Below are 12300 nucleotides of genomic sequence, written 5' to 3'. Positions count from 1 at the left end.
GCAAATGCCTTCGACCTATTTTTAAAATGCCGGGAAAGCATATGGATCTTCGCCAACTGCGCTACTTCATCGCCCTCAACGAACACCGCAGTTTCGTGCGTGCCGCGGACGCTATGGGCATCACCCAACCAGCGTTCAGCCGCAGTATCCAGGGGCTGGAACAGGAGTTCGGTTGCGTGTTGGTAGACCGTGGCCACAAGGACTTGCGCCCCACGCCGGAAGGCCAGGTGGTGTTGCAGCACGCCCTGAGCCTGGTGCATGGTGCAGCGCTGCTGAGCAGTGAAGTGACGCGCATGACCAAGCTCGACGCCGGCGACCTGCGTTTCGGCTGCGGCCCGGCGCCAGCCGTGAAACTGGTGCCGGATGCGGTGGCGCGGTTTATCAACGCCCACCCGAAAATCCGTACCACGTTTCAGGTGGATAACTGGGAAACCCTCAGCCGCCGCCTGAGCCGTGAAGAGATCGAATTTTTTATCGCTGACATCCGTCAGTTCGAGGCCGACCCGAATTTCCAGACCCGCGCACTCACCCCCAAACGCGGGGTGTTTTTCTGCCGACCCGGCCACCCTTTGCTGGCCAAGGACAGCCTGTCCACCAACGATATGTTCGACTACCCGCTGGCGGCGCCGCTGATCTCCCAAGGCATTCGCAAACTGCTGGCGAACCTGAGTGGGCGTATGGATTTTTCACCCAGTATTCAGACCGAGCACTTCCCGGCACTGGTGAGCATCGTGCTGCAAACCAATGCCATCGGCGTCGGCACTGAAGAAGCCTTTGCCGAGGACATCGCCAAGGGGGCGCTGGTGCTGCTGCACTGGCGCAACTTGCCGCAGCACATGGACACCCTGAGCGCACGCTGCGGGATCGTCAGCCGCACGGGGTCGCGGTTGTCGCCGGCGGCGAAGGCGATGATTGAGACCTTGGTGGAGGTGGATAGTCAGCAGGTGAGTGTGGCGGTTTGACGGGCCTCATCGCAGGCAAGCCAGCTCCCACATTTGAGCGTTGAACACATTCAAGTGTGGGAGCTGGCTTGCCTGCGATAGCGATAGCCCAGGCACCGACAAGCTCAGAGCCCTGCCGCCACCAGCCCAGGCGCCACCCAATCACTCACCTGAAACGACTTGCGAATCAACTTCTCCCTGGACGCCAAGTCCACCGCATCCTGCAATTTGCCCAGGAACACCGGGTCTAGGGTCGAGGGGAAAACTTCGCTGAGTTTCTGGTCTTTCAAATCATTGGTGAGGATCACCGGGGGGTAACTGGCCAGCCCTGATACCAGTGCGATGTACGCCTGTTTGTTGTTGTCATCGGTCAACCACTGCACCGCTTGCTGCTGGGCCTTGAGCAACGTGGCCACGGCGTCTGGGTGTTCATCGACGAATTTGGAGCTGCCCACCAGCACGGCCTGGATGCTGCCGGCATCGCCCAGGTCTTTGGTGGTCAGCGGTATTTCTGCCAAACCTTTGGCCTGCAACGCCGTCAGGGTGGACCCGCCCCAGGTGGCGTCAATCTGCTTGGCGGCCAGGGCGGCAGCGGCCGCGTTGAAGTCCAGGTTGATCACCTTAAGGTCCTTCTCGCTCAAGCCCTGGCTGGCCAATGCGCTGTCGAACGACAACTGGCTGGCCGTGCCTCGGAACACCGCCACGCGCTTGCCCTTGAGGTCTTGCAGGGTCTTGATGCCGGAGCCCGGCACCACGCCGAGGTAGTGTTTCACTCCCCGTGCAGAGGCGCTGAGCAGCCGCGTATCCAGGCCATTGGAGCGGCCGATGATCGCTGCCAGGTCGCCCAGATAGGCCAGGTCCACCTGGCCGTTGGCGAACGCTTCATTGATCACCGGACCGGCGCCCTTGAAGTAATTCCACTGGATCTTGATGCCTTGGTCGGCAAAGGCTTTTTCAAAGATCTGCTGTTCACGCAACACGTCGGTGATGCCACCGCCGCTGTGCTGGCTGCCGGCACTGAGGTCGGGCACTGCGATGCGGATTTCCTTGAGGTCGGCGGCATGCACCAACCCGGCCAGGGCGGTGCCGGCGAACAGGCTGATCAGACGTTTAAAGGGCAGTTTCATAAGCGCAGCTCCTGGTGGGCGACGGTCGCCTGGGGAGCAAAAAGTAGGCATAGACTGAACAAAACTTTAAATACTATAAATTCACAATTTAATAGCATTTAGAAATATGCAAGCTAACCCGTAGCCTCCAGAGGCATATGCATAAACAGCATCGAAAATATTCTTCGAATGCATTGGATGCGTGGCGGTGTGAGGCTTTAAATGACTTTTCTTATCTCACAATCATCTTGATCACGCTTTTGTAAGATCGAAATCACATAACGCATTCGGAGGTCTTCCATGGCCCGGATTTCACTTCTGAGCCTGCCGCTGGCGGCCCCGTCTAAAGGCATCGCGCCGCGCTGGGCGCAGCTGGGCCAGCGTTTATTGCCGTGGCTGCTGCCGCTCACGCTGTTTGCCTTATGGTGGCTGGCCAGCCGCAATCATTGGATGAGCGAGCAGATTCTGCCCACCCCCGCCCTGGTGTGGAACAGCGCGGTGGAGTTGGCCGCTGGCGAGTTATGGAGCCATCTGGCGATCAGCTTGCAGCGCTTGTTCTGGGGCCTGCTGGCCGGTGTCAGTGCCGGCGCGATACTGGGCGCGTCCCTGGGTTTCAGTGCGCGCGCCGAGCGCTTGGTGTTCCCGACGTTCAGCGCGCTGGCGCAAGTGCCGACCCTCGCCTGGATCCCGCTGTTCATGGTGTTTTTCGGCATTGGCGAAACCCTCAAGCTGGTGGTGTTGGTCAAGGCCATCGTGGTGCCCGTGACCCTGCATACCCTGGTGGGCGTGCGCGACGCCCAGCCCAACCTGCGCGAAGCCGCCCGTGTACTGCGCCTGCCTGGCCACTTGCTGATCCGCCGCCTGGTCCTGCCCGCCGCACTGCCTGCGTTCATGGCCGGCGTACGCCTGGCCCTGGCCGCCGGCTGGACCTCCCTGCTGGCCGTGGAGCTGCTGGCCTCCAGCGAAGGCATCGGCTACCTGATGGTGTGGGCGCGCCAGTTGTTCATGCTCGATATCGTCTTCGTGTGCATCGTGGTCATTGGCGTGCTGGGTGTGGTGATGGACCGCGGCATCGGCTGGCTGGATCGCAAGTGGGTGCACTGGCCCCACCCCGCCACCGCGCAGATCCGCCGCGGGCCACGCTATGAAGGCTGGCAACGCCTGCAGCCCTGGTTGTTACCTTTGCTGTTGTTGGCGCTGTGGCAGGCCGCGACGCAACAGGGCTGGGTAGACCCGAACATTCTGGTCAGCCCCTGGGCCGTGCTGCAAACCATCCTGGCCGGCGTGCTGGATGGCAGCTTGACCACCGCCCTGGGCAAAAGCCTGGGACGGGCCCTGGGCGGCTTGTTGCTCGGCGGCAGCCTGGGCTTTGCCGTGGGCTTGTGGCTGGGGTTGTCGCGGCGCAGTGAACGACTGCTCGGCCCAACCTTGTCCGCGTTGCGCCAGATTGCCATTTTCGCCTGGGTGCCACTGTTGACCGCCTGGTTCGGCCTGGGTGAGTTGGCCAAGTGGGTGTTTATCGCCCTCGCCGCCTTCTTCCCGTTGTTTATTGCCACCCAGCGCAGCGTGCTCAACCTGTCACCCCAGCTGCGCGAAGCCGCGCAGGTGCTGCGGCTGAACCTCTGGCAACGCCTGCGCCGCCTGGTGCTGCCGGGTGCCGCGTCGGGGATTTTCGCCGGCCTGCGCCTGAGCCTGATCTACGCGTGGATGGGCACCCTCGGCGCCGAATATTTCATGCCCTCCAATGGCGGCATCGGCAGCCTGATGATCGGCGCCCAACAGCTGCTGCGCATGGACCTGATCATGAGCGGCATGCTGCTGGTCGGCCTCACCGGCGCCACCCTCAACCTGTTCGGCCAACGCCTCGAAACCCGCGCCACTCGCTGGAGACACGCATGAACGCACCAATTGTCAGCTTCAACCACGTGGGCAAGTCCTTCGACGTCGATGGCTTCGAACTGGAAGCCATCCGTGAATTCAACCTGGAGGTGGCCGAAGGGGAATTTGTTGCGATTGTCGGCTCCAGTGGATGCGGCAAGTCCACCCTGCTGCGCCTGCTGGTGGGGCTCGATACGCAGTATCGCGGCGAGATCCAGGTGGATGGTAACGCCGTCAGCGGGATCGGCGGCGAACGCGGTATTGTGTTCCAGGAGCACCGCCTGTTCCCGTGGCTGACCGTGGCGCAAAACATCGGCCTGGGCCTGGTCAACGAGCCGCTGAGCGAAGCCGAACGCACGCGGCGCATCGGTGATTTTATCGAGTTGGTGGGCCTGACTGACTTCACCCGCGCCTATCCCCACCAACTCTCCGGCGGCATGGCGCAACGGGTGGCGATTGCCCGCGGCCTGGTGGCCAGCCCGCGCATCCTGTTGCTGGACGAACCCTTCGGCGCCCTCGACGCGCTGACCCGCCAGCAGATGCAGGATGAACTGTTGGCCATTCGCGCCCGCGCCAGAATCACCACGGTGCTGGTCACCCATGACGTGGAAGAGGCGATTTTCCTCGCCGACCGCGTGGTGGTGATGGAGCCGCGTCCGGGGCGAATCAAGCAGGTCGTCGAGATCGCCCTGCCTCATCCGCGCCAGCGCAGCAGTTTTGAATTCCACCAGCTACGCGAAGAGCTGTTGCACGAATTAACCAGCGACGACCATTACCAACCGCCAGTGCGCGAACAGATCCGTGACCTGCCATTGGCGTTCATTGCTTGCTGAAAGAAAGCTCAGTGCGCGGGTGTTCCTGGGGCTCCAGGCGATTGGCTCGCGCAAACGTGCCCAAATCATTGAAGCGCACCCCCATCTCGGCCATGACCTTGTGCGCCACCTTGGCGGTCATCTGGCGGATGTAGAACGGTTCTTTCACCACAAAGTGATGGATGCCGTGGGTGCTGCCGAAGTTGAAGCAGAACGCCTGCAACGGCCACAGCCACCAAGGGTTCAGCACTTGGGTTTGCTGAATCACATTGCCCAGTTCCACATCGCCGTAGTAATGCATGTTGGAGCTGACAAAGTGCAGGCAGAAGGTGCGCAACACGTTCGGGCCGATGATCACCACCGCAGCGATATCGATCACCTGCATCACCTGCAAGGTACCGGCTGACCACTGAATGGGCGCGCCCATCAAACTGGCAATCCCATTGGCGGCATGAAAGCCCAGGAAGACGTACCACGCGCCCCAATGCAGCAAGGCCAGCGGTGCGTACACCCGCAGCACGCGCTTGAGGATACTGAACCTGTGCGGCCAGGTCTTGGCGCGCAACAGACGGATCAAGGCCGACATCATGTTGTCCCCCACCATCAGCAACCGCGCGATGCCCCAGGGTTCGCCATTGGTGATCGCGCGCTCTTCCATGTCGGCCTCGGTGCCCGAGACCTTGTGATGGTTGAGGTGCAGGTGCCGGCGTATCCATGGGTTGATGGTGCTTGGCCGCGCCAGCCATACCAGGCCCATCATCAGGTTGTGGGGCACGCGTTGCTTGCGAAAGTACATGCTGTGGATCAGGTCGTGTTCCAACTCATGGGTGAGCGAGGCGAAGAAGGCATTGAGCAGCAGACACACCCACCAGGCCATATGACCGCTGATATAGAGCGCTGCCGAGCCGAACATGCCCAGCAGGGCAAAGGCCAGGATGCCTGCGCCCAGTGCGTCCTGATGCAACAACCAGGGGTGCCGCTGGCGCAAGCGCACGCCTTCGGCCATCACGACCTCGCGGATATGCGCCGAACGCTGTTGCGCGTTCAACGGCTGGGGGCTTGCAGAAGTACCGTCCATGCTTCCATTCTCTTGTGAAGTGATGCCTGAATCCTGCACCTAACCCTAGCGCAGGACGCTAGCCGCGCACGCCAATCTGTTGACCACAAGCGCCAATTGCCATGACCGAACCCACTTCCCTCGCCAGCTGGACCCGTGCCCTGCGCAAGCAGCTCGACGCCCTGGGCCTCGACAGCGCCGCGCTGTGCGCCGAAGCCGGGCTGGACCCGCAGCAGATGGACGACCCCAACGCCCGCTATCGGTTGTCGGCCACCACGCGCCTATGGACGCTGGCGGTACAGGCCAGTGGCGACCCGGCGATTGGGCTGCGGGTGTCGCGGTTTGTCAGCCCCACCACCTTTCATGCGCTGGGTTACGCATTGGTGGCCAGCGGCAGCTTGCGCGAGGTGTTCGAGCGCATCGTGCGCTATCACCAGGTGGTCAGTGATGCCTTGGACCTGGAGCTGAGCCGCCACGGCGACATCTACCGTTTTCGCCTGCTCCAACCCCCAGGCAGCCCCGCGCCCGCGCCGGAAGCGATTGATGCCTTTGCGGCGATCTACGTACGCACCTGTCGCAACCGCCTGGGTCGCGACTATGCGCCGTTGGCCGTTTACCTGCGGCGCCCGGAACCCGCCGACCCCGAGCCGTGGCACAGGGTATTTCGCGCGCCGGTATGGTTTGCCGCCGACGAAGACCGCCTGGAATTCGCCGCCAGCGATTTCGACAGCCATCTGGACGACGCCAACCCGGAGCTGGCCGAACACAACGAAACCGTGCTCAAGCGCACCCTCGCCCAACTGCAACCGTTGACCTGGGAACGCAAGGTGCGCGCCGCCATCGAGGCGCAATTGCCAGACGGCGAGCCAAGCGCCGAACGTATTGCCCAAGCGCTGCACTTGAGCTTGCGCAGCTTGCAGCGGCATCTGGCCGATGAAGGCTGTCGATTCGACGCCTTGCTCAATGAGTGCCGGCGAAACCTGGCGTTATTGCACCTGCGTGACCCGCAGTGCTCACTGGCCCAGATCAGCCATTTGCTGGGGTTTGCCGATACCAGCAGTTTCAATCGTGCGTTCAAGCGCTGGACGGGGATGACGCCGGGGCAGTTTCGCGAGGGGTTGCAGTAGGAAGGGCCTCATCGCAGGCAAGCCAGCTCCCACAGGGGAATGGGTTCACATCATGTGGGAGCTGGCTTGTCGGGTCGCCGCATCGCTGCGATGAGGCCGGTACAACCACCACAAACTCCTGAGTTTGATTACAAACCTGTCATCCAATTGTGCGGCTTTTGTCCGCGTCCGCTGGTTACCGTGTGGGCCTGCTTTCTGGAGCCCTCACTATGTACCGCACTGCCTTGTTCCTGAGCCTCGCCGTGGCCACCGTCGCCCAGGCGACGCCACAACTGCCCCGCCACGCCGAGCTGGATCTGCACGCCGCTCGCCAACTGGCCGACGCCAGCCTGGCCCACTGCACCGCGGCGCTGACCGTACTCGACCGCGGTGGCAACCTGTTGCTGGGCCTGCGCGCTGACGGTGTCGGCCCGCACAACAGCCTCGCCAGCCAACGCAAGGCGTACACGGCGCTGTCGACAAAAACCCCGACCCGGCTGTTTGCCGAACGGGCGCGTAATAACCCCGAGGCCGCCAACCTCAACAGCGTGCCCGAGTTGCTGTTGCTCGGCGGCGGCGTGCCGCTGTTTGCCGATGCCGAACTGGTCGGTGCGCTGGGCATCGCCGGTGCCGGTGGCGCCGCGCAGGATGAAGCCTGCGCCGTACAAGCCGCCGAGCAACTGGGCTTGAAAATCACCCCTTGATTCCACTTCCCTCAAAAGGACTTCGCGATGAAAACCTTGAGCATGACCCTTGCCGCACTGAGCTTGAGTGGCCTGTGCAACCTGGCCCTGGCCGACGGCAACCCCCTGAGCGTGCACGTACTCAACCTGGAAAACGGCCTGCCAAGCGCCGGTGTCAACGTGACCCTGGAACAGCACGTGGGCGATAAATGGCAGTCGCTGTCTGAAGGTGTGACCAACCAGCAAGGCCGCATCGCCGAGCTGTTCCCGGCCAACCGCAGCATGCAGCCGGGCGAGTACCGCGTGGTGTTCAAGACCGGCGATTACTACAAGAAGGCGAACCGCGAGACGTTCTTCCCCGAGGTGCCGGTGATTTTCCAGGTCAAGCAGGCCGACCAGCATTACCACATTCCGCTGCTGCTCAGCCCTTACGGCTTCTCCACCTATCGCGGTTCATAGGCCCGCGGCCAGCCGCAGCCCATTGAGGTCGCGTATCTCGATGGCGCCGTAACTCAAGCCGATAATGCCCTGTTGCTCCAGCGCTTTGAGCAGACTGTTGATGGTCTGGCGCGACAGGCCCAGCATCGCCGCCAGATCCTCCTGGGGCAGTTGCAGCACGCGGCGCGCCTGCTCAACTTCGCCGTAGCCTTGGGCGATCATCAGCAGCCGATGGGCCAGGCGCTTTGAAGCGGGCATCAGGCTCATGTGTTCGATATTGATCAACGACAGCCTCAGTTTATGGCTCATCAACAGTGCCATCTCCCGCCAGAACAGCGGATGCTGTTCGAGAATGCCGAGCATCGCCGCCTGCGGCACCTGCAGCAGTCTGCAAGCACCCGTGGCCAAGGCATCGTGGGTGCGCGGCAGGTTGTCGAACAGGCAAATCTCGCCGAACCAGTAGGGCGTTTCCACCAGGCTCAACACCGCTTCCTTGCCTTGGGCACTGACCGCACTGATACGCACCGTGCCTTCCAGCACCGCATACACGCCGCACGGCGGGTCACCGCGCTTGAACAGGTACTGCCCCGCCGTCAGCACACGCAACCGCGCCGCCCCCAGCAGGCTACGCTGCAAGTCAGGCGGCAAATGGCTGAACCAATGACCGCGAGCCAATTGCGCGTGCCATGTCCCTGTGTCCATGCGAACTCCGAAGATTGTCGCCCAATTGACAGTTAGGCACCGACTGACAGGGCATGATCAAACATCCTACAGGAGGAACAACAATGAAAAGCCTCGTCGACCATCTCAGTCAATACGCCGCGTACCACCGCGACCCACGCAACATCGCCAGCCACTTCATCGGTATTCCGTTGATTGTGGTGGCGGTGGCCGTGCTGCTGTCGCGCCCCGAATGGTCGGTGGGCGGGCTCTGGCTATCACCTGCGGTACTGCTGGCGTTGTTTTCGGCGTGGTTTTATCTGCGCCTGGAACTGGCCTTGGGCGTGTTGATGACGGTGCTGATGGGCTTGTCGGTGTGGGCCGGGCATGTGCTGGCGGCGCAAAGCACGGCGGTGTGGCTGAGCAGCGGCGTGGGCATGTTTGTGGTGGGCTGGGTGATTCAGTTCGTCGGGCATTACTACGAAGGCAGGAAGCCTGCGTTTGTGGATGATGTGTCGGGGCTGATCGTAGGGCCGTTGTTTGTGGTGGCGGAGTTGGCGTTTTTGCTGGGGTTGCGGCAGGACCTCAAGCGCCAGATTGAAGAGCGTTCGGGGCCGGTGGGAGTACGCGGGAAAAACGCCACGGTCTAACAAGTACTGAACATCCAATGTGGGAGCCGGGCTTGCCCGCGATGGCGGTGGATCAGTTGGCATAACTGTCGACTGATCCACCGCCATCGCGGGCAAGCCCGGCTCCCACAAGGGTTTTGCAGTGTTATTAGGCTTTTTGCCAGACCTTGGGTTTGAAGAACAGGGTCTCGCCCCGCGCCAACCCGGTGAGGCTGTCATGGTCTTTCACCACTTCGGCCTCGATCAACTCGCTTTGGCCTTCGACCTTCAAGGTCACGCGAGTAGTCGCGCCCAACGGCCGAATATCCCGCACTTGCGCCGCATGGTGATCTTCCAGTTCATGGCGTGACAACGACACTTCGTGGGGACGGAACAGCAGGTGCTTGTCTTCGCCCAAATGCAGGCGGTTGGAGTCCCCCAGGAAGTGATAGACAAAGTCGCTGGCCGGGTTTTCGTAGACGTCGCCCGGTGAACCGATCTGCTCGATCACGCCCTTGTTCATCACCACGATACGGTCGGCGACTTCCATGGCCTCTTCCTGGTCGTGGGTCACGAAGACCGAGGTCAGGTTGATGTCCTCGTGCAGGCGCGCCAGCCAGCGGCGCAGTTCTTTACGCACCTTGGCATCAAGGGCGCCGAACGGCTCGTCGAGCAGCAGAACCTTGGGCTCCACCGCCAAGGCGCGGGCCAGGGCGATACGCTGGCGCTGGCCACCGGAAAGTTGTTCCGGGTAGCGGTCGGACAACCAATCGAGCTGCACCATGTTCAGCAGCTCGTGAACCTTGCTCGCGATCTGGCTTTCGGTGGGGCGTTGGTTTTTCGGTTTCATGCGCAGGCCGAAAGCGACGTTGTCGAACACGGTCATGTGGCGAAACAACGCGTAGTGCTGGAATACGAAGCCCACGTTGCGATCACGCACATCGTGGCCGGAAACGTCTTCGCCATGGAACACAATGCTGCCGGCATCCGGAGTTTCCAGGCCGGCAATGATGCGCAGCAACGTAGTCTTGCCACAGCCGGACGGGCCCAGCAACGCCACCAGCTCGCCACTCTGGATATCCAGGTTGATGCTGTCCAGGGCCTTGAAGGCGTTGAAGTTCTTGCTGACATTACGGACTTCGATCGACATGACTTATTCCTCACCCGCGCTGTTGCGCAGGCGGTTGATTCGGTTCTCGCTCCACTGCTTGAGCAGCAGGATGAAGAGCGCCAGGATCAGCAACAGGCTGGCCACCGCAAACGCGGCAACGTGGTTGTATTCGTTGTAGAGAATCTCGACATGCAGCGGCAGCGTGTTGGTGACGCCGCGAATGTGGCCGGACACCACCGACACCGCGCCGAACTCACCCATGGCCCGCGCCGTACACAGCACCACGCCGTAGATCAGGCCCCACTTGATGTTCGGCACGGTGACATGCCAGAACATCTGCCAGCCATTGGCGCCCAGCAGGCGCGCGGCTTCTTCTTCCTGGGTGCCCTGCTCCTGCATCAGCGGGATCAACTCACGGGCCACGAACGGCACGGTGACGAAGATGGTCGCCAGCACGATGCCCGGCAGGGCGAACACGATCTGGATGTCATGCTCTTGCAGCCACGGCCCGAAGAAGCCCTGGGCGCCGAACATCAACACGTACACCAGGCCGGCGATCACCGGCGAGACCGAGAACGGCAGGTCGATCAGCGTGACCAGGATGCTCTTGCCACGGAACGAGTACTTGCTCACGCACCAGGCGGCGCTGACGCCGAACACCAGGTTGAGCGGCACCGAAATCAGCACGGCGATCACCGTGAGTTTCAGCGCCGACAGCGCGTCGGGTTCAAGGATTGCGGTGAAGAACGTGCCGAGGCCGTTCTTCAAGCCCTGGGACACCACCACCAGCAATGGCAGCAGCAGAAACAGGACGAATACCAGCCAGCCAAGGCCGATCAGGATACGTCGCGAGGTCGCACTGCCACGCCGGGCGGCGTTGGCCGAGGACGCGGCGGAAATAGACGATTGGGACATGTTCCGCGCCTCCTTATGGACGTTCGATGCGCCGCTGCAACAGGTTGATCAGCAGCAGCAAGACAAAGGACACCACCAGCATCAGCACACCAATGGAGGTGGCGCCGCGGTAGTCGTATTGGTCGAGCTTGACCATGATCAGCAAGGGCAGGATTTCGGTTTTCATCGGCATGTTGCCAGCGATGAAGATCACCGACCCGTACTCACCCACGCCTCGGGCAAACGCCAGGGCGAAGCCGGTCAGCCAGGCGGGCAACAATGCCGGCACGAGGATGTAGCGGAACACCTGCAACGGCTTGGCGCCGAGGCAGGCGGCGGCCTCTTCGATTTCCCGGGGGATATCGGCCAGCACCGGCTGCACCGTGCGCACCACGAAGGGCAACGTGACGAAGGTCAGCGCCAGGGTGATACCCAGGGGGGTGTAGGCGATCTTGAAACCCAGGTCGGCGGCAAACTGGCCGACCAGGCCGTTGGGCGCGTACAGCGCCGTCAGCGCGATACCGGCGACGGCGGTGGGCAGGGCGAACGGCAGGTCGATCATCGCGTCGATGACCTTGCGCCCGGGGAAGGTGTAGCGCACCAGCACCCAGGCCAACAAAGTGCCAATCACACCGTTGATGAGTGCGGCGTACAGCGCGGTACTGAAGCTCAGCTTCAAGGCCGCCAGCACGCGAGGCGCGGAGATGATGTTCCAGAACTGATCCCAAGTGAGTTGAGCAGCGTGTACAAACATCGCCGCCAGGGGGATGAGTACGATCAGGCTGAGGTACACCACGGTGTAGCCCAGCGTCAGCCCGAAGCCGGGTATGACGGGGGAGATACGACGCGACATAAGAGTCCTTGGTTAAAGGGTAGAAACCACTGTAGGAGCGTGCGTTCTGTGGCAGCTGGCTTTTCTGTGGGAGCCGGGCTTGCCCGCGATGCAGGCACCTCGGTGTATCAGCCACACCATGGTGATGCTATCGCAGGCAAGCCAGCTCCCACA

General features: G+C 62.1%; 13 protein-coding genes. 7 read left to right on the top strand and 6 right to left on the bottom strand.

The window, feature by feature from the left end:
* Positions 1–41 precede the first annotated feature (41 nt).
* Positions 42–962: a LysR family transcriptional regulator gene (locus MHH62_RS25690; protein ID WP_019819896.1), complete on the top strand. Its 921-nt coding sequence runs from the start codon at positions 42–44 to the stop codon at positions 960–962.
* A 104-nt stretch (positions 963–1066) separates the two neighbouring features.
* Here MHH62_RS25690 and MHH62_RS25685 read toward each other — a convergent pair whose 3' ends face one another.
* The gene (locus MHH62_RS25685) at positions 1067–2068 is read right to left on the bottom strand and encodes an ABC transporter substrate-binding protein (protein ID WP_020302215.1); all 1002 of its coding nucleotides are present in this window, start codon (positions 2066–2068) and stop codon (positions 1067–1069) included.
* Positions 2069–2347: 279 nt separating this feature from the next.
* On the opposite strand from MHH62_RS25685, the gene MHH62_RS25680 reads away from it, so the two are divergent.
* Together MHH62_RS25680 and MHH62_RS25675 are read left to right on the top strand one after the other, a co-directional pair.
* Positions 2348–3946: an ABC transporter permease gene (locus MHH62_RS25680; protein WP_038448453.1), complete on the top strand. Its 1599-nt coding sequence runs from the start codon at positions 2348–2350 to the stop codon at positions 3944–3946.
* Positions 3943–4758: an ABC transporter ATP-binding protein gene (locus MHH62_RS25675; protein WP_339232121.1), complete on the top strand. Its 816-nt coding sequence runs from the start codon at positions 3943–3945 to the stop codon at positions 4756–4758. The genes MHH62_RS25680 and MHH62_RS25675 overlap by 4 nt, the downstream gene beginning before the upstream one ends.
* On the opposite strand, the gene MHH62_RS25670 is transcribed toward MHH62_RS25675, so the two are convergent.
* Positions 4745–5815, bottom strand: coding sequence for a fatty acid desaturase (locus tag MHH62_RS25670; RefSeq protein ID WP_339232120.1), 1071 nt, complete (start codon positions 5813–5815; stop codon positions 4745–4747). The genes MHH62_RS25675 and MHH62_RS25670 overlap by 14 nt on opposite strands.
* Before the next feature lie 101 nt (positions 5816–5916).
* Between MHH62_RS25670 and MHH62_RS25665 the strand changes: the two genes are divergently transcribed.
* The 3 genes from MHH62_RS25665 to uraH all read left to right on the top strand — a co-directional run bounded on the left by MHH62_RS25665 (position 5917) and on the right by uraH (position 8042).
* Entirely contained in the window at positions 5917–6921 is a 1005-nt protein-coding gene (locus MHH62_RS25665) for an AraC family transcriptional regulator (protein ID WP_339232119.1), read from the top strand.
* A gap of 209 nt (positions 6922–7130) precedes the next feature.
* Positions 7131–7604: a heme-binding protein gene (locus tag MHH62_RS25660; protein WP_166405700.1), complete on the top strand. Its 474-nt coding sequence runs from the start codon at positions 7131–7133 to the stop codon at positions 7602–7604.
* Positions 7605–7631: 27 nt separating this feature from the next.
* Positions 7632–8042 (top strand): hydroxyisourate hydrolase, encoded by a 411-nt coding sequence (gene uraH / locus MHH62_RS25655; protein WP_014716425.1) that lies wholly within the window; start codon positions 7632–7634, stop codon positions 8040–8042.
* Here the strand turns inward: uraH and MHH62_RS25650 are convergent.
* Positions 8037–8723 (bottom strand): Crp/Fnr family transcriptional regulator, encoded by a 687-nt coding sequence (locus MHH62_RS25650; RefSeq protein WP_032901753.1) that lies wholly within the window; start codon positions 8721–8723, stop codon positions 8037–8039. The two genes, uraH and MHH62_RS25650, sit on opposite strands and share 6 nt — an antisense overlap.
* Before the next feature lie 83 nt (positions 8724–8806).
* On the opposite strand from MHH62_RS25650, the gene MHH62_RS25645 reads away from it, so the two are divergent.
* The gene (locus tag MHH62_RS25645; RefSeq protein WP_058410246.1) at positions 8807–9331 is read left to right on the top strand and encodes an Mpo1-like protein; all 525 of its coding nucleotides are present in this window, start codon (positions 8807–8809) and stop codon (positions 9329–9331) included.
* A gap of 127 nt (positions 9332–9458) precedes the next feature.
* On the opposite strand, the gene MHH62_RS25640 is transcribed toward MHH62_RS25645, so the two are convergent.
* From MHH62_RS25640 to cysT, 3 genes are read right to left on the bottom strand one after another with little or no spacing between them, the layout of a single operon-like run.
* On the bottom strand, positions 9459–10439 hold the full coding sequence (locus MHH62_RS25640) for a sulfate ABC transporter ATP-binding protein (protein ID WP_014716422.1): 981 nt from the start codon (positions 10437–10439) through the stop codon (positions 9459–9461).
* A gap of 3 nt (positions 10440–10442) precedes the next feature.
* Positions 10443–11315: a sulfate ABC transporter permease subunit CysW gene (cysW, locus tag MHH62_RS25635; RefSeq protein ID WP_014716421.1), complete on the bottom strand. Its 873-nt coding sequence runs from the start codon at positions 11313–11315 to the stop codon at positions 10443–10445.
* A gap of 13 nt (positions 11316–11328) precedes the next feature.
* The gene (cysT, locus tag MHH62_RS25630) at positions 11329–12147 is read right to left on the bottom strand and encodes a sulfate ABC transporter permease subunit CysT (protein WP_003187564.1); all 819 of its coding nucleotides are present in this window, start codon (positions 12145–12147) and stop codon (positions 11329–11331) included.
* Between the last annotated feature and the right edge of the window lie 153 nt (positions 12148–12300).

Source organism: Pseudomonas sp. FSL L8-0168, assembly GCF_037976155.1.
Classification (GTDB): domain Bacteria; phylum Pseudomonadota; class Gammaproteobacteria; order Pseudomonadales; family Pseudomonadaceae; genus Aquipseudomonas; species Aquipseudomonas paracarnis.
This window is presented reverse-complemented; position numbering and strand designations above follow the sequence as displayed.

What these genes read in the sequence shown, in the direction of transcription:
- MHH62_RS25690 (WP_019819896.1), top strand. Translation starts at nt 42, where the DNA reads ATGGATCTTCGCCAACTGCGCTACTTCATCGCCCTCAACGAACACCGC.
- MHH62_RS25685 (WP_020302215.1), bottom strand. Translation starts at nt 2,068, where the DNA reads ATGAAACTGCCCTTTAAACGTCTGATCAGCCTGTTCGCCGGCACCGCC.
- MHH62_RS25680 (WP_038448453.1), top strand. Translation starts at nt 2,348, where the DNA reads ATGGCCCGGATTTCACTTCTGAGCCTGCCGCTGGCGGCCCCGTCTAAA.
- MHH62_RS25675 (WP_339232121.1), top strand. Translation starts at nt 3,943, where the DNA reads ATGAACGCACCAATTGTCAGCTTCAACCACGTGGGCAAGTCCTTCGAC.
- MHH62_RS25670 (WP_339232120.1), bottom strand. Translation starts at nt 5,815, where the DNA reads ATGGACGGTACTTCTGCAAGCCCCCAGCCGTTGAACGCGCAACAGCGT.
- MHH62_RS25665 (WP_339232119.1), top strand. Translation starts at nt 5,917, where the DNA reads ATGACCGAACCCACTTCCCTCGCCAGCTGGACCCGTGCCCTGCGCAAG.
- MHH62_RS25660 (WP_166405700.1), top strand. Translation starts at nt 7,131, where the DNA reads ATGTACCGCACTGCCTTGTTCCTGAGCCTCGCCGTGGCCACCGTCGCC.
- uraH (WP_014716425.1), top strand. Translation starts at nt 7,632, where the DNA reads ATGAAAACCTTGAGCATGACCCTTGCCGCACTGAGCTTGAGTGGCCTG.
- MHH62_RS25650 (WP_032901753.1), bottom strand. Translation starts at nt 8,723, where the DNA reads ATGGACACAGGGACATGGCACGCGCAATTGGCTCGCGGTCATTGGTTC.
- MHH62_RS25645 (WP_058410246.1), top strand. Translation starts at nt 8,807, where the DNA reads ATGAAAAGCCTCGTCGACCATCTCAGTCAATACGCCGCGTACCACCGC.
- MHH62_RS25640 (WP_014716422.1), bottom strand. Translation starts at nt 10,439, where the DNA reads ATGTCGATCGAAGTCCGTAATGTCAGCAAGAACTTCAACGCCTTCAAG.
- cysW (WP_014716421.1), bottom strand. Translation starts at nt 11,315, where the DNA reads ATGTCCCAATCGTCTATTTCCGCCGCGTCCTCGGCCAACGCCGCCCGG.
- cysT (WP_003187564.1), bottom strand. Translation starts at nt 12,147, where the DNA reads ATGTCGCGTCGTATCTCCCCCGTCATACCCGGCTTCGGGCTGACGCTG.